The following is a 19366-nucleotide window of genomic DNA, read 5'->3' on the forward strand; positions in this document are numbered from 1 at the left end:
AGGATGACCCGATGGCAAATCGTCGTAAAAACCCCCGCAAAGTTGAAAAAGAGACCGACTGGCAAGAGCGGGTCGTGCAGATCCGCCGCGTCTCCAAAGTGGTCAAAGGTGGTAAGAAACTCAGCTTCCGCGCCATTGTTGTCGTTGGCAACGAGCGTGGCCAAGTGGGTGTGGGTGTCGGCAAAGCTGCCGATGTCATTAGTGCCGTGCGCAAAGGGGTGGCCGATGGCAAAAAGCACCTTATTGACGTGCCAATCACCAAATCCAACTCAATTCCCCACCCCACGTTTGGCGAAGGGGGCGCTGCCCGCGTTATGATTCGCCCCGCTGCCCCAGGAACTGGGGTAATTGCGGGTGGCTCCGTGCGCACTGTTCTGGAACTGGCAGGGGTACGCAATGTACTCGCCAAACAACTAGGCTCTAGCAATCCCCTCAATAATGCCCGCGCTGCCCTCGAAGCCCTTGCGGCGTTGCGCACCTTCCAGGAAGTTGCTGAAGAGCGGGAAATTCCCATCGAAAATCTCTATAGCAAATAGTTAGGAGTTGTCCATGCGGTTTCAGGATCTGCACCCCCAAGCGGGATCAAGACGGCGCAAACGGCGGATTGGTCGGGGTATTGCCGCAGGTCAAGGAGCAAGCGGTGGCTTTGGGATGCGGGGACAAAAATCCCGGTCCGGTCGCTCCACCCGTCCCGGCTTTGAAGGCGGTCAAAACCCCCTCTATCGTCGTCTTCCCAAACTTAAGCACTTTCCCCTCGTCAACCGGAAGGTTTACACTACGATCAACGTGGGTCGTCTCAATACCCTACCCGCCAATAGTGTCGTGACGGCTGAGTCTCTCCTTGAGGCGGGTATTCTCACCACCGCTAAATATCCCCTCAAGGTGTTGGGGGATGGTGAGCTAAACGTCAAGCTAGAGGTTCATGCCGCTGCCTTTAGTGGCAGTGCCCGCAGCAAGATTGAAGCTGCCGGTGGGGTATGTGTAGAGACCTCCGTTGCTGCCGACAGTGAATAGAGGAACCCCCATATGATTGTGAATCGCGGCAAGGCACCCACTGCCCAAGAAACATTTATGCAGATGGCTCAAGCAGCTGGTCTGCGGGGGCGACTCCTGATTACCATTGGGCTACTGATCTTGGTACGGCTTGGGATTTATTTGCCCATTCCGGGGATTGATCGCGCTGTTTTTGCCCAGACCGTTCAAGATAATGCCGTGATTCGCTTTCTCGACATCTTTTCAGGCGGTGGACTCTCTGCCCTTGGGATTTTTGCCCTCGGCATCTTACCCTACATCAACGCCTCCATCATTATGCAATTGCTGACTGCCGCTTTGCCCTCCTTGGAGCGGCTGCAAAAGGATGAAGGGGAGGCCGGCCGCCGCAAAATTTCCCAGATTACTCGCTACGTCGCTGTAGGCTGGGCAGTTCTGCAAAGTTTTGGCATTGCCATTTTTGTCAGTTCGATTCCCGGTGCGGCTTTGCATCCCGGCGCGTGGTTTGTGGCTGAGATTATCCTTGGCCTGACCGCTGGCTCAACCGTGGTCATGTGGATTTCCGAGTTGATTACTGAGCGGGGCGTGGGTAACGGGGCTTCGCTTTTGATCTTTTTGAGCATTGTTGCCTATTTACCTTCCTCGGTGGGTCAGACAATTGCCCTTGCAGAGAGCGGCGGCAACATTGGCGGCATCGTTATTCTTGTGGCTGTCTTTTTAGCCATGATTGTCGGTATTGTCTTTGTTCAGGAGGGTACCCGTCGCATTCCCATCATCTCTGCACGTCGCCAAGTGGGGCGCAAACTCTACCGCGAACAAACCAGTTACTTGCCCCTGCGCCTAAACCAAGGGGGGGTAATGCCGATTATTTTTGCTTCTGCGGTATTGATTCTGCCTTCCACCTTGGCGCAGTTTACCCGCAATGAACTGGTGGCACGACTGGCGAGCTATGTTTCCCCTGCAGGGCCGACACCGTGGCTATACGTGATTTTCTATTTGCTCCTGATTCTGTTCTTTAGCTACTTTTACTCCTCCTTGGTGGTCAACCCCGTGGACATGTCCCAAAACTTGAAAAAAATGGGCGCCAGTATTCCGGGAATCCGACCGGGGAAAGCGACTTCGGATTACCTAGAGCGGGTTCTCAACCGCTTGACGTTCCTAGGGGCAATCTTTTTAGGACTGGTGGCAATTATTCCTACAGCCGTCGAGAGTGCAACCAAAGTGACCACGTTCCAAGGGTTAGGAGCAACCTCCCTACTGATCCTGGTGGGGGTGGCCATTGACACCTCAAAACAGATTCAAACCTATGTGATTTCACAACGCTATGAGGGGATGGTGAAGCAGTAATGCGCTTAGTTTTGTTTGGTGGCCCTGGCTCGGGCAAAGGGACACAGGCAGCAATTCTAACCACACTCTTTGGAATTCCCCATATTTCCACAGGGGATATTCTACGGGCGGAGCGGGCTGCGGGCACGCCCCTCGGTCAGCAGGCTCAAAGCTACATGGATCGCGGTGAACTGGTACCCGATCAGGTGATTGTGGAGATGGTGGCCAATCGCTTGCAACAGCCGGACACCGCTCCAGGCTGGCTCTTGGATGGTTTTCCCCGCAATGGGGCACAGGCGGCGGTCTTTGAGGAGATGCTCAAAAGTATTCACCAAGACTATGATTACTTGCTCTTCTTGGATGTGCCGGCTGCGATTCTGCAGGAACGCGCCCTTAATCGCGCCAAGCAAGCTGCCAATGGTCAGCAGCGCTCCGATGATACCCCGGAAACCATTCTCAAGCGGGTACAGGTCTATGAGCAGGAAACACTACCGATGATTCGGCAGTACATGAGTCATCCCAAGTTTGTGCACATTGATGGAACGCGTACGATCGAAGAGGTGACTGCTGCTATTCAAGCACGTATTGGGGAGGTGAACCGTGTCTAAACAGGATGCCATTGAAATTGAAGGAACAGTGACGGAGTCATTGCCTAACGCGATGTTTCGGGTGGACTTGGACAATGGCTTTAATGTCCTTGCCCACATTTCCGGTAAGATTCGCCGCAACTACATCAAAATTTTGCCGGGCGATCGCGTGAAGGTGGAATTGACCCCCTATGACCTGACAAAGGGGCGGATTACCTATCGCCTGCGCAAAAAGTAGTTTGATCTTTGCTAGCTACTCTGGTAAGATATAAAATTTGCGACTACATGAGCAACTGATATGAAAGTAAGAGCATCGGTACGGCGTATTTGTGAAAAATGCCGCGTCATTCGGCGACGTGGTCGGGTTATGGTGATCTGCACCAATCCGAAGCACAAGCAGCGCCAAGGGTAACCCACTGTTGTTGCATACATAGGAACTAGATTCATGGCTCGTATTGCTGGTGTTGATCTACCCCGCGACAAACGCATTGAAATTGCCCTCACCTACATCTATGGCATCGGTTTGACCCGCTCCAAAGAAATTTTGGCAAAGACGGGTGTGAATCCAGATACACGTACCCGCGATTTAACCGATGCTGATATTGCGGCACTGCGGGCGGCCGTTGAGGAGTACCAAGTGGAAGGGGATCTGCGCCGCCTCGAGGCCATGAATATCAAGCGGCTCATGGACATTGGCTGCTATCGCGGGCGTCGGCATCGTCTTGGATTGCCGGTTCGCGGTCAGCGCACCCGTACCAATGCTCGCACCCGTCGCGGTGCTCGCCGCACTGTAGCTGGCAAGAAAAAACCTGCTGCTAAGAAATAAGCTTTTCCGCTCCTGCTACCTGATTCACGGTTTGGATAGATTATGGCACCCTCTGCAAAACGCTCTGGCCCCCGTAAGCAAAAGCGCAATGTCCCCAGTGGCGTTGCCCACATTCAGTCCACATTTAATAACACGATTGTCTCAATTACCGACCCCAATGGTGAGGTGATTGCTTGGGCCTCCGCCGGCTCCAGCGGTTTCAAAGGTGCCAAAAAAGGCACCCCCTTTGCAGCTCAGACTGCTGCTGATAACGCAGCTCGCCGAGCCATTGATCAGGGAATGCGGCAAATAGAGGTGATGGTGAGTGGTCCTGGCGCCGGTCGGGAGACAGCAATTCGCGCCCTGCAGGCAGCCGGTCTAGAAATTACTCTTATTCGGGATGTGACCCCTATTCCCCACAATGGTTGTCGTCCCCCCAAACGGCGGCGGGTTTAGGTTAATTTGGGTCCCTTGGGAGCACAGCTATGGCATACCAAATTGAATGTCTAGAAACACAGGTTGAGGAAGATCAGGGGCAGTACGGTAAATTTGCGCTGTATCCCCTTACCCCCGGTCAAGGGATTACGGTGGGAAATGCCCTGCGGCGGGTTCTCCTTTCCAACTTACCCGGTAGTGCCGTGACAGCGGTGCGGATTGCGGGGGTAAATCATGAATTTTCGACGATTCCCGGTGTGCGCGAAGATGTCATGGACATCTTGCTGCAGATGAAGCAGTTGGTGATTCGCAGCTACACCTCAGAACCCCAAATGGGTCGCCTTTTTGCCCAAGCCCCTGAGAATGAACCATTGACCGTTACTGCGGGCATGGTGCAACTGGGCGCTGAAATGGAGGTGGTCAACCCCAATCACTATATTGCCACGCTGATGCCGGGGGCAACCTTGGAGATGGAATTCAAGATTGAACAGGGTCGTGGCTATCGCTCAGTGGAACGGGTACGGGACGATCGCCTCGCCTTGGATTATCTCCAGTTGGACGCGGTCTTTATGCCCGTGCGACGGGTAAACTATACCGTTGATTCGATACGCGGTAGCGGTGCAGAGGGCGATCGCCAGCTCCAAGACTACCTAAAGCTGGAAATTTGGACAAATGGCAGCTTGACTCCCCAAGATGCCCTCAATCAGGCGGCAACGATTCTTGTGGATCTCTTTAGCCCCTTGAAGGAAGTGCCCCTGCACACCTCCGAGACCACCCCCGCCGATGAGCATGATGAAACAGGACAAATCCCCATTGAGCAGCTCAATTTGTCGGTGCGTGCCTACAACTGTCTCAAGCGCGCGCAAGTGAATACAGTGGCTGATCTCCTTGAGTATTCCCAAGAAGAACTACTGGAGATCAAAAACTTTGGTCAAAAGTCTGCCGAGGAAGTGATCGAGGCACTGCAAAAACACTTGGGAATTACCCTACCGCCCCAAAAAGCTGCCCGTAACTAGAGAGATTGAATGAGGTTTGTCTATGCGTCACCAACGTCGGGTTCCCAAATTAGGACTGCCAGCGGATCAACGAAAGGCACTGCTGCGGGCATTGACCACTGAACTGATTCGCCACGGCCGCATTACCACCACCAAAGCGCGGGCAAAGGCTGTACGTGCAGAGGCAGAGCGGATGATCACCTTGGCAAAGGATGGCTCTTTAGCGGCACGGCGGCGTGCCCTTGGCTATCTCTACGATAAGCAACTGGTGCATGCTCTGTTTGCCCAAGCCCCAGAGCGCTATGGCGATCGCAACGGTGGATATACGCGCATTCTCCGCAGTGTGCGGCGGCGGGGCGACAATGCCGAATTGGCGGTCATTGAACTGGTGTAGCAGGTCATGAGGACGGCGATCGCACCTCCGCAGCGCGGCCAACGCTTGGCACTGCTCATTCAGTACCAAGGCACCTATTTCCACGGCTGGCAACGGCAGGTGGGACAACGTACGGTGCAGGAGGTGATTGAGCAGGCGATCGCTAGCGTTGTCAAGCATCCCGTCTCTGTGGTTGCAGCAGGTCGCACCGACACAGGGGTGCATGCCGCGGGTCAAGTGGCACACGTCACGGTCAACTCACCCATTCCCGTGCATCGTTGGCCGGGTATTCTCAACGCGCGCTTGCCCGCCGATGTGGTTATTCGTGCAGCAGCAGCGGTGCCCGGTCACTGGCATGCTCGCTTTTCAGCGCTGTGGCGGCGCTATCGCTACACCCTCTATACCGATCCCTGCCCCAATATCTTTCTGCGCCCTTGGACATGGCATTACTACTATGATTCCTTGGATGTGGAAAAAATGGCGGCAGTGCTTCAGCCATTGCTGGGGCGGCATCATCTGAGTGCCTTTCACCGCTCTGGCTCGAATCGTGCCCATTCTTGGGTAGAGATACAGGAGGTGAGCTGCCGACGACGCGGTGCCCTTGTGGAAATTGAAGTCCAAGCATCGGGGTTTCTCTACGGCATGATGCGCCTGCTGGTGGGGCTGTTGGTGCAGGTGGGACGCGGCCAGCGATCGCCCGCCAGTTTTACGGAAATTTGGCAGCAGGAGCAACGCCACCTCGTTAAGTATGCTGCCCCCCCTACGGGTCTTTGTCTATTAGGGGTGGGTTACCCTGAGTCCCCTTTCCCCCTTACCCTGTGCACCGAGGCGATGCCCCAGTTTGTTACCCCTGAATTGTCCATTGCATAGAACCATGGAGTTTGTGATGACCAATACCATGAAGACACCCCTGCCCGCCGTGGATGACCTTGCTCCCCAGTGGTACGTTATTGATGCTGCTAACCAACGGCTGGGTCGGCTAGCCGCAGAAATTGCCCGCATACTTAGGGGCAAAAATAAAGCTATTTACACCCCCCACATGGATACTGGTGACTTTGTGATTGTCATCAATGCCGAGAAAGTTACCGTCACCGGCAAAAAACGCTCCAAAAAGCTCTACCGTCGTCACTCGGGACGCCCCGGCGGTATGAAAATTGAAACCTTTGATCAACTGCAAGCCCGTATTCCAGAGCGGATTATTGAGCACGCTGTCAAAGGGATGCTGCCGAAAAATTCCCTTGGCCGCAAACTCTTTACCAAGCTGAAAGTTTATGCTGGGCCTGAGCATCCCCACCAAGCCCAAAAACCCCAGCCTTTAACCATTAATACAATTCCGGGAGCCTAACGATGCAGATTGCCGATCAGTCCAAACGAGTCGTTTACTTGGGAACCGGTCGCCGTAAGTCGGCGGTGGCACGGGTACGCCTGATCCCCGGCAGCGGTCAACTGTTGATTAATGGCCGCAATGGGGCGGACTACCTGCAAAACAATCCCGCCTATCTCAACTTGGTGAAAGCCCCCCTGGAAACCCTTGGCCTTGAAAGTAGCTACGATATCTATGTCAATGCTAGGGGAGGTGGTCTCACAGGGCAAGCAGATGCCATTCGTTTGGGGATTGCCCGCGCCCTGTGTCAACTGGATATCGAAAACCGTAAGCCTTTGAAAACGGAAGGCTATCTCACCCGCGATCCCCGTGCCAAGGAGCGGCGTAAATACGGTTTGCGCAAAGCTCGCAAAGCCCCCCAATACTCAAAACGCTAAAACTTTTGTCCTATTCGTTTCGTTTGTGGTGAGCCTCCTATGCCAAAACCAAATATTCATCCCCAGTGGTATCCCGAAGCCAAAGTCTATTGCGATGGTGAAGTGGTCATGACGGTTGGTTCCACGAAACCGGAGCTGCATGTGGACATCTGGTCAGGCAACCACCCCTTCTTCACAGGCACCCAGAAAATTGTTGATGCCGAAGGGCGAGTGGAACGTTTCCGCCGTAAATATAGTGGTGCCAAGCCCCAGCAAACCCCCAAAGGGAAAAAAGCCGCTGCTAAGCCTGCGCCTAAAACCAACAAAAAGGGCTAATCGCTCCTCATGTCCCCCTTTTTTCAGCCCGCCGAGTGGCTGCCCCACCGCGCCTGTTGGTTGGCTTTCCCCAGTCATGAAGATTTGTGGGGTGACCTACTACCGCAGGTGCGTTTGGAGTTTGCCGCCCTATGTCGGGCGATCGCTGATCCCGATCCCCTGACAGGCCACTGCCGCGGGGAGCAATTGAAAATTTTGGTGCTGGATGAAGCAGGGGAAGCTACTGCCCGCGCCTACCTAGGGGGTCTCAATGCCCAGTTTTATCAACTCTCCTTTGGTGACATTTGGCTGCGGGATACGGCTCCTGTGGGCTTAATCAATGCAGCGGGGGAGCGTTGCCTCCTCTGTTTGCCTTTTAATGGTTGGGGGAAAAAGTACCTCTTCCCCGGCGACAGCGACTTAGCGATGCGCCTAGCCATGCTCATGGGTGTGCCCTACAGGACGGTGTCCCTAGTATTAGAGGGGGGAGCCATCGAAGTAGATGGTGAAGGAACCTGCCTTACCACTCGTCAGTGCCTCCTCAACCCTAACCGCAACCCCTCTTTAGACGCTGCGGAGGTGGAAGCCCGCCTCAAGCCAGCCCTTGGTGTGAGCAAAATCCTCTGGATTGACTCCTGTGGCCTTGTGAATGACCACACGGATGGACACATTGATACGCTCGTGCGTTTTGTAGCCCCCGCAACGGTGGTCTGTATGTTGCCCGAAAGTCCTGAGGATCCCAACCATGCGACCTTGGTGACCATTTACGAACAGTTGCAAACCCTGACGGATGCCAGAGGCCGCTCCCTAACGGTGATCCCGGTGCCCTCACCGGGGCGGATCCCTAGCCGCGGAGGAGGGATTTTGCCGGCGAGCTATCTAAACTTTTACATTGCCAATACCACGGTGGTTGTCCCCACCTATGGTGTCGAAGCCGATGCCAAAGCCGTTGCAGCGATCGCTAAGCTCTTTCCCAGTCGCAGAACCGTTGGCCTTCCCGCCCGCACGATTTTGGAGGGAGGAGGCGCCTTCCATTGCATTACCCAGCAGGAATTATGAGAACACTGACTGTTGCTGCCATTCAAGCTCAACTGACCGATGATGTTGAGACCAATATTTTGCACCTCAGCGATTTGGTACGGCAGGCGCATCAGCAGGGAGCGCAGGTCATTGTCCTGCCGGAGCTATTTGAAGGGCACTATTTTTGTAAGGAAGAGCGGGAGACTCACTTTCAGCGGGCACACCCCCTAAAAAACCACCCAACAATTGCCCACTTTGAAGCCTTGGCGCGGGAACTGGAGGTGGTCATTCCCGTCTCCTTTTTTGAAAAGGCGGGCACCGTCTATTACAACAGTGTGGCGATGATTGATGCGGGGGGAGTTAATCTCGGTGTCTATCGCAAAAGTCATATTCCCGATGGCCCCGGCTATGAGGAAAAGTTTTACTTCCGACCGGGAAATACAGGCTTTCGGGTCTGGCGCACCCGCTATGGCAAAATTGGCGTCGGCATCTGTTGGGATCAGTGGTTCCCGGAGGCAGCACGGGTGATGACCCTCATGGGAGCAGAGGTGCTGGTGTATCCCACCGCCATTGGCAGTGAACCTCAGGATCCAACGCTAGATACCAAGGATCCGTGGCAACGGGTCATGATTGGCCATGCCGTGGCCAATGTGATTCCCGTAGTGGCGGCAAATCGCGTTGGGGATGAGGGGGGGCAAGTATTTTATGGCAGCTCGTTTATTGCCAATCCGAGGGGAGATCTGGTGGCCGAGGCCGATCGCTGCCAAGAAGCGGTTCTAGTTCACAAATTCGATCTAGAGGAAATTGAGCGCCTGCGGGCCGCCTATGGCTTCTTCCGCGATCGCCGACCCGGACTCTACAAAGCCCTGTTGACTGCCGATGGTGTTATCTAATTGCCGTGGGTTGGTTGGTATGAAAGTGCAAGTGCGGATGAACCTGTAGCCGGTGTGGATGATGATGATCATGTTCGCTGTCGTGATCATGGGGATGACTATGCCAAAAACCGGTGGGGAGATGCTGCAATTGCCACGGTTGGCTCAAAACGGCAAAGGCGATGAAAAGCACTAGACCACTGAGACCTGCATAGAAAAAGTGTTGGGCGGGAAATTGACTGCCAAACCATCCCGCTAGGGGATAGGCCAAGACCCACCAAAGATGACTCCAAGCAAACTGGGCACCGTAAACGTGCCCCTGCAAATCCACGGCCACTCGCTCAGCAATCATTGTCTGCATGGGTACATTGACCAGGGTTTTACCCATACCAGCGATCCCCCACAGCAGAGCAAGGCTAGGAACATTGGCACCATCGGCAGTCAGGAGCGGCAGCACCGTCAGTATCCCTCCCAGACCCATCGCCACCACTGCACTGAGCCTGCGACAGAAATAACCCCAAATAACCGCAGCCAGAGTAGCACCCAGACCAAATGCCGCCATGATCGAGCCGTAGGCCTGACTTCCTGCCTGTAGCGTACCCTGAACAGAGCCAACAGTATTCACCAAAATTTCAGCGCCGGCGATCGCCGCCACCAATTGCAGCAGCAACCCATAGCGAATCGCTGCATCCCACCAAAGGCACTGACTGCCGACGCTAAGCTCCTCAAGAAATCCTCTATGGGGGGAGACCACTCCTTCTCTAGGGACAAGCAAAGCCGTGGGCAGCCCAGCAATTAATCCCGCTGCTCCCAAAAACGTCAAGGCATCCAAGAAGAACACTGAACGAGTGTTAAACAGTGCCGCAACACTGCCCGCAAGGGCTGGGCCTAAAACACTTAGGAGCTGATATGTGGCATTCGAGAGGGCGATCGCTGCTGGGCACTCCTCAGCAGTTGTGATTAGAGGTAATGTGGCCGTGTAGGTTGGGGTAAAGAGGGCGTGAAATCCGCTGAGCAGGGCTACCAGCAGATACAATTGCCAGCTATCACTGACAAATGGAAACAATGAGACCAAAACCATACGCACAAGATGGGTTGTCACCATCAACCCCTTGCGATCCAACTGATCTGCTAAGACACCGGCAATAGGAGCCAATAGCACAAAGAGGGTGACCCGCAGGGTTAAGGCGGTTGAGAGCCATAGTGCCGAATTCTCGCCTGCCAACTCAAAAGCAAGGAGTCCTAGGCCGAGCCACGTGAATGCATCCCCAATTAGGTTGATCGTTTGCGCCGCATAAAGATGGGCAAAGGCGCGATTCCCTAGGCACCGCAATAGAGGAGAAAGAGGCAAAGTCACGATTGGCTTTGGCATTGGTCATGCAAGCCATTTTACACCTCGACAAATTTGGGGGGATAGTATCGGCGGGAGCAGTTTGCGTACCTTAGGGCCTGTGAATCATGCCCCTACACCCCTTGAAATCTCTAGTCCCATTCCCGCCCGTCAGTTCGTTCCTGTCGGCATCTATAGGGATGCAATGATGGTTATCCTAAAGTACTAAGAAACTGTAAAGCGATTGGTTTCCTCGCGAATTTGCTCAAAGGAAATCTCTTGAGCCGTACCCGCAAAGGGATGATCTGGGGTTAGAAAGAGAAGACAGTGACATTCCCGCCGTTCGCGCATGGGCACACAGGGGCAGTTCCAGTAGGCGGCCGCAACTTCTGCTTCTTTGTCTTCATAGTGGCGGCAGGGACACAGGGGAGAGCCGTAATCGTCCTTATGCTTGGCTAATCCCTCTAACACCACGGCAGTTGTCCCCAAATCGGAGCAAAAATAGGTTCCCGTGCGCTTGGCGTAGGTTTCCGCAAACTTGCGCATGGCTTCAAGGTTTTTGTCGGAGGCCTGTTGCGGTTTATAGGGGCTACTCATGGCAAAATTTGCGATATAAAGCTTCTTTCAGTTTAGCGGAAGGCATCGCGGGATTCGCGGTGATTCGATTGAAAAATCCAGGGTGCTGGAGTTGAACCAGCCTATGGCGAATTATGAGTTCGCTGCCTCATCCGCTCGGCCAACCCTGGGCTGAGAGGTAACGTGTTGTTCTATTTTCACTATAGTGCCGCTGGCACCTAGACTTGCCCCTGAGTTGAGCTTGCTAGGCTGAAATATAGAATACTCTATCGCCAGCTCGGATGAAACCAATCTATTTGGACGGGATGACCACCACGCCTGTTGATCCTCAAGTGCTGGCAGCCATGCTGCCCTATTTTAGCGATCGCCCCGGCAATGCCAGTAATCGTGCCCATGCCTACGGCTGGGAGGCGGCAGCAGCTATTGATCAAGCGCGCGAAACCATTGCCGCAGCCATCCATGCCCATCCTGAAGAAATCGTTTTTACCAGCGGTGCCACCGAAGCAGACAACTTGGCGATTAAGGGAGTGGCGGAAGCCTACTACAGTCGGGGTCGCCATGTGATTACCGTGCAGACCGAGCACAATGCGGTCTTAGCCCCCTGCCGCTACTTGGAGTCCCTTGGCTTTCGCATCACCTATCTGGGGGTCAATGAGAAAGGGTTCATTGATCTTGGTGAGTTAGAGCAAGCCTTTACCAAGGAGACCATCTTGGTGTCGGTGATGGCCGCCAATAATGAGATTGGGGTGCTCCAGCCCTTGGCGGAGATTGGGCACCGCTGTCGCGAGCGCGGGGTGCTCTTCCATACCGATGCCGCTCAGGCTTTGGGGAAAATTCCCTTGGATGTGCAAGCACTCCAAGTGGATCTCATGTCCCTCACTGCCCACAAACTCTATGGCCCTAAGGGGATTGGTGCTCTGTACGTGCGGCGCGATCGCCCCCGCGTCCAATTAGCCCCTCAGCTCCACGGTGGCGGTCAAGAACAGGGCTGGCGATCGGGCACCTTGGCCACTCCCCTGATTGTCGGCTTTGGCACGGCGGTACAACTGGCTCAGGAACGTCAAGGCACCGATATTCCCCATCTATGGCGTCTTAAAGAACGGCTGTGGCAGGGGCTGGCCTCCCTTGGGGAGATTTATCTCAATGGGGATTGGCAGCAGAGTTTGCCCAACTGTCTCAATGTCAGTATTGGTGGGGTTGAGGGTAATACCCTCCTGCGCTCTATTTATCCCCACGTTGCCCTCTCAACGGGGGCTGCCTGTAGTAGCGAAAAACCAACTCCTTCCCATGTCCTCCTCGCCCTAGGGCGATCGCCCGCCCTTGCCCGTGCCTCACTGCGCTTTGGCCTATTGCGTACCACTACAGAGACAGAGATTGATTTTGCCCTGCAGCAGATTCGCAATAGCATTCAGGAACTCCGCCAGCCGCGATAAATGGCCTTGTTACATGTTGTTAACAGTTATAGTTTCTTGACATAAATTTACAATGTCCTCAAATGTCCATAATGTCATGACTTTCGTGATCTAAATCACATCTAAAAGTGCTTCTCCGTAGAATTACGCATGATCCCCCAGTTGCAGAGTGCATAGAATAATAACGTATGGTAAACCAGCCCTTCATGAATAGTTATCTCCCCTGTTGATCCCCCACAAAATTTGCCCACGGGTGGAAGTGAACAGAGGGAAACTTGGCTGTGAAAAGTGCCGATAAAAACGGGGGGAACACAACATGAGAAAGTTATTACCTGTTACTGCCTACACCATTCGCCGTCTGCTGCGGCAATACCAGGGGCAGCTCAAATCTGTGGCGGTGGAGGGGGCTTGTTTAGTGGCTGATCCCGAGGCAGACTTGAACGCAGTTCTTGAAAGTCTCTATCTAGATGAAGAAGAAGTCCGTACCCAAGTGGCTGAAATTGAGAAGCTGATGATGACCTACCAACTGCTGTTGAAAGCAGGGGCAAAAGAGCAAGCGGCAGCCATTGAAGATCAAATTCTTTGGATTTTTGGCCTGAAGCGAATCAAGGATCAAACCGGCCAAAAAACTCCAGCAATGCCCGTCATGATGGCGGTTTAAGGGCCTGCAAAAATTGCTTCCTCTACGGCAGCGCGGGAACAGGAGTACTTGAAAGATCGTTGCACAACAGTGCCTGCACGGCGATCGCGATAGGTTATCTGTAGCTCTTCAATGTCCAAGCAAATCCGGGCTGACCACTGGGGGTGCTCTAACTCCCAGCAATGAATGTCTGTTTCGTCCCGCACACAGCCCTGCTGTTGAAGCCATGCTTCAATTTGCGGCAAGGCGTGGTTGTAGAGGGGCGTTTGGGGATTAGGCAGGGTATTCATCCAAGTTCTGAAATGTAACTGACAATTTGCAAGATCCATTCTTGCCCCTGTTGGGACAAACCGACAATCACCGCCAGCACCAGACAACCGACAAATGTCATCCCTAAGATAAACAAGGCAAAAAGCTCCCCTGGCGAGAGGGGGCGATCCTCGGAGAGCATCGCGGTAGAACGCCCAGACTCTTGCGGGCGACGATGGGAACTTCCTATCCCCATCGGGCTGGCCTGTTTTGATTGTAACCGCAAGCGCAATTGCAAGTCATACCACTGCCGCTGTTCCGGATTGCTCAGCACTGCATAGGCCTCATTGAGGCGATGGAACTCCTCACGGGCGATCGCCAGCGGCAACGTGGTCGTATCCGGATGGTAGAGCTTGCTCTTTTCCCGATAGGCACGGCGGATCTCCGCTAAAGAGGCGGTGGGTGCCACCTCAAGGACATCGTAATGGGTGCGCGACGGAGACCGAGGGACCATAACCAGGGTTATTTGACCAGATCGAAGATCTTGAACATGGGCAGGTACATCGCCACCAGAATTGACCCTACCATACCCCCTAGCACCACAATCATCAAGGGTTCCATCACACTCGTGAGGGCTTTGACCGCTTGCTCCACCTCGTCTTCATAGAAGTCTGCCACCTTCATCAGCATCTTATCCAGTTCCCCTGTTTCTTCCCCCACGTTAATCATTTGGGTCGCCAGAACTGGAAACACCCGTTCCTGTTGTAGGGCAAGGCTGAGCATTCCTCCCTGTTGCACTTCCTTTGCCGCGCGGTCAATAGCATTGGAAATCACTTGGTTACCCGCTGTAGCACTGACAATCTCAAGGGAGCGCAAAATCGGTACCCCGGAACGGGAGAGTGAGCCAAACGTGCGGCAGAAGCGTGCCACCGCCGTTTTTTCCACCAACTCACCAAAAAGAGGTAGCTTCAATAACAAACCGTCAATCGTCAGGCGACCGTTGGGGGTCTTGTAGTAAAAGCGAATTCCTAAGACCAAACCAACCACACAGAGAATCAACAAAGCCATGTACTGGGGCGTGCGCAGGAACTGACTAAGGGCCACCATCATGGCTGTAAAGGGGGGCAATTCCCCACCCAACTGTTTGAAAATTCCCTCAAAAACAGGGATGAGGAAAATCACCATCCCCAAGAAAATCCCCACTGCCAGCAGACCCACCACGACGGGATACGTCAGGGCAGACTTGATCTGGTTGTTGAGTCGGGCTTGATCCTCTAGTAGTTTGGAAAGACGGTTGAGCACTTCGTCCAGCACCCCCCCCGTTTCCCCAGCTTGGATCATAGCAATGAAAAGATTGTCAAAGGCTTCTGGATGAGGGCGCATTGCATCCGCTAGGCTGCTCCCCTGCTGAATGTCGTTGTTGACGGCCATGAGGATTTTTTTCAGTTTTGGGTTTGTGCACTGATCGGCCAACACACCGATCCCGCGCACCAACGCCACGCCTGCGTTCACAAGTGCCGCAAACTGCCGAGCAAAGATGGCCTTGTCCTTCACCGTAATCTTTGCTAAAAAACTGAGGTCAATATCAGACTTCAGGGTAAGGGTTTTTGCCTCCTTGACCTCTAGAACCTGTACCCCTTGCAATTGCAAGGCCATACGTGCTTCCCGCGGTGTCGCAGCTTCCTCGCGGACGGTTTTGTACTTGCCTTGGGCATCCCGTATCCGCACTTCATAGGTTGCCATGACTGAATACCCCTTCTTTTCTCAATGATTGCTAACTAGCGTGCGGCTGCCGCCGGTGTTCCCGTGCCAATGAGACGTTGCAGCTCATCCTGACGCGAGGATTTAGACATGGCAGCTTCATAGGTGATGATTCCAGCGCGATAGTAATCAGCAAGAACCTTTTCAAGGGTTTGCATCCCCAGCTTGCCTCCCGTTTGAATCGCCGAATAAATTTGTGACGTTTTCCCTTCACGAATCAGGTTGGAGATCGCGGGGGTCACTACCATAATCTCTTGGGCCATAATCCGCCCGAATTCACCCGGCTTAGGATTTTTCTTGGGAACGAGCGTTTGGCTAAAGACGGCCACCAACGAGTTCGACAGCTGGACACGAATTTGCTGTTGCTGCTCTGGTGGGAACACGTCCACCATGCGGTCAACAGTTTGAGCCGCAGAACTGGTGTGGAGCGTCCCCATGACAAGGTGCCCCGTTTCCGCTGCGGAGATGGCCAATTGAATCGTTTCTAAATCCCGCATCTCACCCACCAGAATAATGTCGGGGTCTTCGCGCAAGGCTGCCCGCAGCGCATTGGCAAAACTCTTGGTGTCTTCGCCTACTTGCCGTTGATGGATGAGACTTTTGATGGGTTCATAGACAAACTCAATGGGATCCTCAATTGTCAGAATATGCTCGGCACGGGTCTTGTTGATCAGGTCAATCATGGCCGCAAGGGTGGTGGTTTTTCCTGATCCCGTGGGGCCGGTTACTAGAATCAAACCACGGGGGCGCTCACACATCTCACGAACCACATTGGGCAACCCCAACTGCTCAAATGTAGGGATTTTAGAACTCAGGGCCCGCAAGCAGGCAGCGTAGGTTCCCCGATCCTTATAGACATTGACGCGGAACCGTGCTAAACCCCGCACCCCATAGGAGCAGTCCAACTCCCAGTTTTGCTCTAGGTGTTTGCGTTGGGTATTGTTGAGCATACTGAAGATCAGGCGCTGGCATTGCTCTGGGGTGAGTGGCTCGTAGTCCGTCGGTGTGAGCTTGCCACTGATGCGAATGTAGGGGGGTAAGCCAGCAGAGATATGTAAATCGGAGCCACCATTGGCCACCACTTGCTCCATTAGGTCTTCAATCATTAGCTCCATAGGGTGTTCCTCATCTAAGTGGTTTGGTCAACAACACGAAAGTTATCACTGGATATGGATAATCCTGATCTTGTCAATCCACAAAGCGGGGTGTCATGCAATAGGGGCATTCTAACCATTCGGGCTGCGCTTCGGCACCACAGTTACGGCAGGTCAAAGAACTCTTACGTTTGGCCTTGAGTTCTGATTCGAGACCTGTGTCCGTAAAGGTGACGCGCTCCACTTCTTCGAGGGTAGTCAACCCCTGCTTGACAAGATTTAAGCTGTAGGCCAGCAGCGTCTTCATCCCCTCTTCCACCGCCGCTTCCTTAATCTGTTCAGTGGGGGCACCCTCGGTAATCAGTCTTTGCAGGCGCTCCGTCACCCGCATAATTTCATAGACCCCACACCGCCCTTTGTAGCCAACACCGCCACACTTACTGCAAATCGGTTGCCCGCTGGCTTTAGCAGTCTGAATTTGTTCAGGGGTTAATGTGTTGGCCTTGTAGAACGTAATGCCGGTTGTCTCTGAGGCCGACAGCCCAAAACGTGCTAATTCTTCACGGGTAGGAGTATAGGGAATGCGACACTCAGTACATACCCGCCGCATGAGGCGCTGGGCGACGACACCAATTAAGGAGGCGGAGACCATAAAAGGTTCAATCCCCATTTCCGAGAGACGGGCAACGGCACTGGCGGCATCATTCGTGTGCAGGGTGGTCAGCACCAAGTGACCTGTTAAGGCCGCTTCAATGGCGGTTTTGGCTGTTTCCTTGTCGCGAGTCTCCCCCACCAGAATCACATCGGGGTCTTGGCGGAGAAAGGCCCGTAGAATGGAGGCGAAGTCCATGCCCTTTTCACGAATGACCTGCACCTGTGTTAGGCCGGGGAGCGTGTACTCAATCGGGTCTTCCACTGTGCTGATGTTGACCCCAGGATGATTACACTCAGCAAGCGCCGAGTATAGGGTGGTGGTTTTCCCTGAACCAGTGGGTCCTGTAACGAGGATCAAGCCAAAGGGACGCTTGATCATCTCCCGCACAATGGCCAGACTCTCAGGGTCGGTAATCAGCTTGTCCAGACCCAGTTGGGTGGCGGAGTTATCGAGAATCCGCAGTACGACCTTTTCACCCCAGCGGCTGGGGAGGGTATTCACGCGGAAGTCCACCCGTCGCCCTTGGAACATTTTGCGGATACGACCATCTTGGGGGGCACGCCGCTCGGCAATGTCGAGGTCAGCCAAGATTTTGAAGCGGGAAACCACGGCGGGTACGATCTTCTTCGGCAGGGGGTCAAAGGCTTGCTGCAATACCCCATCTTTGCGGAAGCGAATTCGCAAGTATTCCTCTTGAGGTTCAACGTGAATATCAGAAACCCCTTCAGTGAGGGCTTTGGCCAAAATTTTATTCACCAGGGCAATAATCGGTGCGTCTTCTGCCCCTCTTAAAGCTTCAGCCAGGTCAACCTCTTGCTCCCCTTCCAGTTCTTCGAGACCCCCTATGGCTTCGATGTCTTCTTCAATGTTGATTTCACCAATCGCGGCCGGGGCAGCTTTACTGGCGGCCGTTTCCGCCACTTGTTTGTTGAGAATGGGGTCAATGAGGCGTTGGTAGTCCTCTAGGGTGATCACCATCCGCTTGAGGGTGAGGTTGTGAGCGCGCAGGAGGCGGTTGAGGTTGTCAATGGCTTGCAGGTTATCGGGATCCACCATTGCCACCAGCAGATAGGGAGGGTCGGCGTCGAGATGTTTGGCAACAGGGATCACTTGGTAGGTGCGGCAGGTGTCAATCGGGACAATTGTGTTGATCAGTTCCTCGATTTGCTCGATGGGGAAGCGATTGAGTTCGGGGTCGAGACAATCGACACCGTAGATGACTTTGAGTTCAAAAAGCTGTTGCTTGTGGTACTGGCGCAACAAATCGGGGGGCATGGTGGTGCCCGTAATCTCCTGCAGCACGGTCACCAGAGATTTACCGGTTTTGCGGGCGGTATTCATGGCCTCCCGCACCTGATCAATACTGGCATAACCGGCGGCAACAATAGCTCGTTCTGTGGGGCTGGCGGCTCTGCCGCGCACAGTCAGCGCTTTGCGAGAGGAAGATGAGGATGTGTTGACCATAGGGCGCGTTAGGGTCTGGATGGCTTGCCTACTATACTAGCAACAACTTTCCCAAGGATTTCATCCCTCTTTCGGGAAGAGGTGGTTCAGATTGAGGCAATGCTGCGGCGGCGGTGGGAAAAGGGCGATCGCTCAATTAGTTTTTTGGCTACTCACTGTAAACTTTCCCTGTTGCATGAGGCACATTAATAGCGTAGGGATGACTGCAGGCTGAGGGGTATTTCTTTCCATCAATCGCTTGAATTGTTCTGTTGTGGAGGGTTGCGCAATGCGTGTTAAGGTGGGTCTCAACATGCGCGTCAAGGATTTAATCCTGCCGCTGCTGGTGGGGGGGGTGGTCTTTGTGGCTTTTGGCGATCGCTTTTTGCCGTCACCCTTGAGTACAGTCAGTGCCAGTAGTCGCGCTCAGCTCAATGGTCTGCTCAAAGGGATGTTGGATGGCTTTTCGGTCTATAACCGCTACCATAAAACAGAAGACATGATCCGCCAAGCAGAAAAGGCTGAAAGTAAAAAAAGATAGATGCGCCGCTTTTTACTCTTTCTTTTGTGGATGATGGGCAGTGGGGCGATCGCCCTTTTTTCGGTACAGAATGCTAAAGCGGTATCCCTGAGATTTTTATTCTGGCAGTCCATTGAGATGCCCCTTGGCTTGCTGCTGATTTTTGTGGCAGCGATCGCCCTGTGGGTACCCTATTTAACCCGTCCCCTACGGCGATGAAGTGGCGAT

The 19366-nt window shown here is 53.8% G+C and carries 27 protein-coding genes and 1 tRNA gene; 20 read left to right on the forward strand and 8 right to left on the reverse strand.

Going from position 1 to position 19366, the window contains the following annotated elements:
- Window positions 1–11 precede the first annotated feature (11 nt).
- Genes rpsE through aguB form a run of 16 tightly spaced genes read left to right on the forward strand, consistent with a single transcriptional unit; the run spans window position 12 to window position 9479 of the window.
- On the forward strand, window positions 12–536 hold the full coding sequence (gene rpsE, locus Q0711_RS09105; RefSeq protein ID WP_298613698.1) for a 30S ribosomal protein S5: 525 nt from the start codon (window positions 12–14) through the stop codon (window positions 534–536).
- Window positions 537–549: 13 nt separating this feature from the next.
- A complete protein-coding gene (rplO, locus tag Q0711_RS09110) occupies window positions 550–1014 on the forward strand; it encodes a 50S ribosomal protein L15 (protein ID WP_298613700.1) in 465 nt (154 codons plus the stop codon).
- A gap of 12 nt (window positions 1015–1026) precedes the next feature.
- The gene (gene secY, locus Q0711_RS09115; RefSeq protein WP_298613702.1) at window positions 1027–2337 is read left to right on the forward strand and encodes a preprotein translocase subunit SecY; all 1311 of its coding nucleotides are present in this window, start codon (window positions 1027–1029) and stop codon (window positions 2335–2337) included.
- Complete coding sequence (locus Q0711_RS09120) at window positions 2337–2924, forward strand: adenylate kinase (RefSeq protein WP_298613704.1); 588 nt, start codon at window positions 2337–2339, stop codon at window positions 2922–2924. The genes secY and Q0711_RS09120 overlap by 1 nt, the downstream gene beginning before the upstream one ends.
- Window positions 2917–3141, forward strand: coding sequence for a translation initiation factor IF-1 (gene infA / locus Q0711_RS09125; protein ID WP_011055956.1), 225 nt, complete (start codon window positions 2917–2919; stop codon window positions 3139–3141). Before Q0711_RS09120 ends, infA begins: the two co-directional genes overlap by 8 nt.
- 60 nt (window positions 3142–3201) lie before the next feature.
- Window positions 3202–3315 carry a 50S ribosomal protein L36 gene (gene rpmJ, locus Q0711_RS09130; RefSeq protein WP_011055957.1) on the forward strand — a complete coding sequence of 38 codons (114 nt, stop codon included), beginning with the start codon at window positions 3202–3204 and terminating at the stop codon, window positions 3313–3315.
- Between the two features lie 33 nt (window positions 3316–3348).
- The gene (rpsM, locus tag Q0711_RS09135) at window positions 3349–3729 is read left to right on the forward strand and encodes a 30S ribosomal protein S13 (protein WP_298613708.1); all 381 of its coding nucleotides are present in this window, start codon (window positions 3349–3351) and stop codon (window positions 3727–3729) included.
- A 42-nt stretch (window positions 3730–3771) separates the two neighbouring features.
- The gene (gene rpsK, locus Q0711_RS09140) at window positions 3772–4164 is read left to right on the forward strand and encodes a 30S ribosomal protein S11 (RefSeq protein ID WP_298613710.1); all 393 of its coding nucleotides are present in this window, start codon (window positions 3772–3774) and stop codon (window positions 4162–4164) included.
- Between the two features lie 29 nt (window positions 4165–4193).
- Window positions 4194–5159: a DNA-directed RNA polymerase subunit alpha gene (locus Q0711_RS09145; protein WP_298613712.1), complete on the forward strand. Its 966-nt coding sequence runs from the start codon at window positions 4194–4196 to the stop codon at window positions 5157–5159.
- 22 nt (window positions 5160–5181) lie between these two features.
- Window positions 5182–5532 (forward strand): 50S ribosomal protein L17, encoded by a 351-nt coding sequence (gene rplQ / locus Q0711_RS09150; protein ID WP_298613714.1) that lies wholly within the window; start codon window positions 5182–5184, stop codon window positions 5530–5532.
- A 6-nt stretch (window positions 5533–5538) separates the two neighbouring features.
- The gene (truA, locus tag Q0711_RS09155) at window positions 5539–6381 is read left to right on the forward strand and encodes a tRNA pseudouridine(38-40) synthase TruA (protein WP_298617060.1); all 843 of its coding nucleotides are present in this window, start codon (window positions 5539–5541) and stop codon (window positions 6379–6381) included.
- A gap of 16 nt (window positions 6382–6397) precedes the next feature.
- Complete coding sequence (rplM, locus tag Q0711_RS09160; protein WP_298613719.1) at window positions 6398–6856, forward strand: 50S ribosomal protein L13; 459 nt, start codon at window positions 6398–6400, stop codon at window positions 6854–6856.
- Window positions 6857–6858: 2 nt separating this feature from the next.
- The gene (rpsI, locus tag Q0711_RS09165; RefSeq protein ID WP_298613721.1) at window positions 6859–7272 is read left to right on the forward strand and encodes a 30S ribosomal protein S9; all 414 of its coding nucleotides are present in this window, start codon (window positions 6859–6861) and stop codon (window positions 7270–7272) included.
- A gap of 39 nt (window positions 7273–7311) precedes the next feature.
- Complete coding sequence (rpmE, locus tag Q0711_RS09170) at window positions 7312–7587, forward strand: 50S ribosomal protein L31 (RefSeq protein WP_298613723.1); 276 nt, start codon at window positions 7312–7314, stop codon at window positions 7585–7587.
- Window positions 7588–7596: 9 nt separating this feature from the next.
- The gene (locus Q0711_RS09175) at window positions 7597–8625 is read left to right on the forward strand and encodes an agmatine deiminase family protein (RefSeq protein WP_298613725.1); all 1029 of its coding nucleotides are present in this window, start codon (window positions 7597–7599) and stop codon (window positions 8623–8625) included.
- Window positions 8622–9479, forward strand: a complete 858-nt coding sequence (gene aguB / locus Q0711_RS09180; RefSeq protein ID WP_298977205.1) for an N-carbamoylputrescine amidase — start codon at window positions 8622–8624, stop codon at window positions 9477–9479. The genes Q0711_RS09175 and aguB overlap by 4 nt, the downstream gene beginning before the upstream one ends.
- Here aguB and Q0711_RS09185 read toward each other — a convergent pair.
- The 3 genes from Q0711_RS09185 to Q0711_RS09195 form a co-directional block, all read right to left on the reverse strand.
- Window positions 9472–10830 (reverse strand): MFS transporter, encoded by a 1359-nt coding sequence (locus Q0711_RS09185; RefSeq protein ID WP_298617058.1) that lies wholly within the window; start codon window positions 10828–10830, stop codon window positions 9472–9474. The two genes, aguB and Q0711_RS09185, sit on opposite strands and share 8 nt — an antisense overlap.
- Before the next feature lie 183 nt (window positions 10831–11013).
- Complete coding sequence (locus Q0711_RS09190) at window positions 11014–11385, reverse strand: ferredoxin-thioredoxin reductase catalytic domain-containing protein (RefSeq protein ID WP_298613731.1); 372 nt, start codon at window positions 11383–11385, stop codon at window positions 11014–11016.
- A gap of 76 nt (window positions 11386–11461) precedes the next feature.
- Window positions 11462–11534: transfer RNA gene (locus tag Q0711_RS09195), tRNA-Ile, on the reverse strand.
- Window positions 11535–11645: 111 nt separating this feature from the next.
- Between Q0711_RS09195 and Q0711_RS09200 the strand changes: the two genes are divergently transcribed.
- Both Q0711_RS09200 and Q0711_RS09205 read left to right on the forward strand, forming a co-directional pair.
- Window positions 11646–12797 carry an aminotransferase class V-fold PLP-dependent enzyme gene (locus tag Q0711_RS09200; protein WP_298613733.1) on the forward strand — a complete coding sequence of 384 codons (1152 nt, stop codon included), beginning with the start codon at window positions 11646–11648 and terminating at the stop codon, window positions 12795–12797.
- A 295-nt stretch (window positions 12798–13092) separates the two neighbouring features.
- Window positions 13093–13437 carry a hypothetical protein gene (locus Q0711_RS09205; protein ID WP_298617057.1) on the forward strand — a complete coding sequence of 115 codons (345 nt, stop codon included), beginning with the start codon at window positions 13093–13095 and terminating at the stop codon, window positions 13435–13437.
- Here the strand turns inward: Q0711_RS09205 and Q0711_RS09210 are convergent.
- From Q0711_RS09210 to Q0711_RS09230, 5 genes are all read right to left on the reverse strand, one after another.
- Window positions 13434–13706 carry a DUF3143 domain-containing protein gene (locus Q0711_RS09210; RefSeq protein WP_298615151.1) on the reverse strand — a complete coding sequence of 91 codons (273 nt, stop codon included), beginning with the start codon at window positions 13704–13706 and terminating at the stop codon, window positions 13434–13436. The two genes, Q0711_RS09205 and Q0711_RS09210, sit on opposite strands and share 4 nt — an antisense overlap.
- Window positions 13703–14179 carry a J domain-containing protein gene (locus tag Q0711_RS09215; protein ID WP_298617056.1) on the reverse strand — a complete coding sequence of 159 codons (477 nt, stop codon included), beginning with the start codon at window positions 14177–14179 and terminating at the stop codon, window positions 13703–13705. The genes Q0711_RS09210 and Q0711_RS09215 overlap by 4 nt, the downstream gene beginning before the upstream one ends.
- An 8-nt stretch (window positions 14180–14187) precedes the next feature.
- Window positions 14188–15408 carry a type II secretion system F family protein gene (locus Q0711_RS09220; protein ID WP_298615157.1) on the reverse strand — a complete coding sequence of 407 codons (1221 nt, stop codon included), beginning with the start codon at window positions 15406–15408 and terminating at the stop codon, window positions 14188–14190.
- A 35-nt stretch (window positions 15409–15443) separates the two neighbouring features.
- Window positions 15444–16541, reverse strand: a complete 1098-nt coding sequence (locus Q0711_RS09225) for a type IV pilus twitching motility protein PilT (RefSeq protein ID WP_298615160.1) — start codon at window positions 16539–16541, stop codon at window positions 15444–15446.
- Between the two features lie 73 nt (window positions 16542–16614).
- Window positions 16615–18639, reverse strand: coding sequence for a GspE/PulE family protein (locus tag Q0711_RS09230; protein WP_299042344.1), 2025 nt, complete (start codon window positions 18637–18639; stop codon window positions 16615–16617).
- Window positions 18640–18907: 268 nt separating this feature from the next.
- On the opposite strand from Q0711_RS09230, the gene Q0711_RS09235 reads away from it, so the two are divergent.
- Window positions 18908–19159: a hypothetical protein gene (locus tag Q0711_RS09235; protein ID WP_298615166.1), complete on the forward strand. Its 252-nt coding sequence runs from the start codon at window positions 18908–18910 to the stop codon at window positions 19157–19159.
- Window positions 19160–19357 carry a lipopolysaccharide assembly protein LapA domain-containing protein gene (locus tag Q0711_RS09240; RefSeq protein WP_298615169.1) on the forward strand — a complete coding sequence of 66 codons (198 nt, stop codon included), beginning with the start codon at window positions 19160–19162 and terminating at the stop codon, window positions 19355–19357.
- The last annotated feature ends 9 nt before the right edge of the window (window positions 19358–19366 follow it).

The organism is uncultured Thermosynechococcus sp. (assembly GCF_937958135.1).
Taxonomy (GTDB): Bacteria; Cyanobacteriota; Cyanobacteriia; order Thermosynechococcales; family Thermosynechococcaceae; genus Thermosynechococcus.

Coding starts and splice junctions, on each gene's coding strand:
- aguB (WP_298977205.1), top strand. CDS start 8,622: ATGAGAACACTGACTGTTGCTGCCATTCAAGCTCAACTGACCGATGAT.
- Q0711_RS09210 (WP_298615151.1), bottom strand. CDS start 13,706: ATGAATACCCTGCCTAATCCCCAAACGCCCCTCTACAACCACGCCTTG.
- Q0711_RS09185 (WP_298617058.1), bottom strand. CDS start 10,830: ATGCCAAAGCCAATCGTGACTTTGCCTCTTTCTCCTCTATTGCGGTGC.
- rpmJ (WP_011055957.1), top strand. CDS start 3,202: ATGAAAGTAAGAGCATCGGTACGGCGTATTTGTGAAAAATGCCGCGTC.
- secY (WP_298613702.1), top strand. CDS start 1,027: ATGATTGTGAATCGCGGCAAGGCACCCACTGCCCAAGAAACATTTATG.
- Q0711_RS09220 (WP_298615157.1), bottom strand. CDS start 15,408: ATGGCAACCTATGAAGTGCGGATACGGGATGCCCAAGGCAAGTACAAA.
- truA (WP_298617060.1), top strand. CDS start 5,539: ATGAGGACGGCGATCGCACCTCCGCAGCGCGGCCAACGCTTGGCACTG.
- rpsE (WP_298613698.1), top strand. CDS start 12: ATGGCAAATCGTCGTAAAAACCCCCGCAAAGTTGAAAAAGAGACCGAC.
- rplO (WP_298613700.1), top strand. CDS start 550: ATGCGGTTTCAGGATCTGCACCCCCAAGCGGGATCAAGACGGCGCAAA.
- Q0711_RS09225 (WP_298615160.1), bottom strand. CDS start 16,541: ATGGAGCTAATGATTGAAGACCTAATGGAGCAAGTGGTGGCCAATGGT.
- rplM (WP_298613719.1), top strand. CDS start 6,398: ATGACCAATACCATGAAGACACCCCTGCCCGCCGTGGATGACCTTGCT.
- Q0711_RS09190 (WP_298613731.1), bottom strand. CDS start 11,385: ATGAGTAGCCCCTATAAACCGCAACAGGCCTCCGACAAAAACCTTGAA.
- Q0711_RS09235 (WP_298615166.1), top strand. CDS start 18,908: ATGCGTGTTAAGGTGGGTCTCAACATGCGCGTCAAGGATTTAATCCTG.
- rpsM (WP_298613708.1), top strand. CDS start 3,349: ATGGCTCGTATTGCTGGTGTTGATCTACCCCGCGACAAACGCATTGAA.
- rpmE (WP_298613723.1), top strand. CDS start 7,312: ATGCCAAAACCAAATATTCATCCCCAGTGGTATCCCGAAGCCAAAGTC.
- Q0711_RS09230 (WP_299042344.1), bottom strand. CDS start 18,639: ATGGTCAACACATCCTCATCTTCCTCTCGCAAAGCGCTGACTGTGCGC.
- rpsK (WP_298613710.1), top strand. CDS start 3,772: ATGGCACCCTCTGCAAAACGCTCTGGCCCCCGTAAGCAAAAGCGCAAT.
- rpsI (WP_298613721.1), top strand. CDS start 6,859: ATGCAGATTGCCGATCAGTCCAAACGAGTCGTTTACTTGGGAACCGGT.
- Q0711_RS09215 (WP_298617056.1), bottom strand. CDS start 14,179: ATGGTCCCTCGGTCTCCGTCGCGCACCCATTACGATGTCCTTGAGGTG.
- Q0711_RS09175 (WP_298613725.1), top strand. CDS start 7,597: ATGTCCCCCTTTTTTCAGCCCGCCGAGTGGCTGCCCCACCGCGCCTGT.
- Q0711_RS09200 (WP_298613733.1), top strand. CDS start 11,646: ATGAAACCAATCTATTTGGACGGGATGACCACCACGCCTGTTGATCCT.
- Q0711_RS09240 (WP_298615169.1), top strand. CDS start 19,160: ATGCGCCGCTTTTTACTCTTTCTTTTGTGGATGATGGGCAGTGGGGCG.
- Q0711_RS09120 (WP_298613704.1), top strand. CDS start 2,337: ATGCGCTTAGTTTTGTTTGGTGGCCCTGGCTCGGGCAAAGGGACACAG.
- Q0711_RS09145 (WP_298613712.1), top strand. CDS start 4,194: ATGGCATACCAAATTGAATGTCTAGAAACACAGGTTGAGGAAGATCAG.
- rplQ (WP_298613714.1), top strand. CDS start 5,182: ATGCGTCACCAACGTCGGGTTCCCAAATTAGGACTGCCAGCGGATCAA.
- Q0711_RS09205 (WP_298617057.1), top strand. CDS start 13,093: ATGAGAAAGTTATTACCTGTTACTGCCTACACCATTCGCCGTCTGCTG.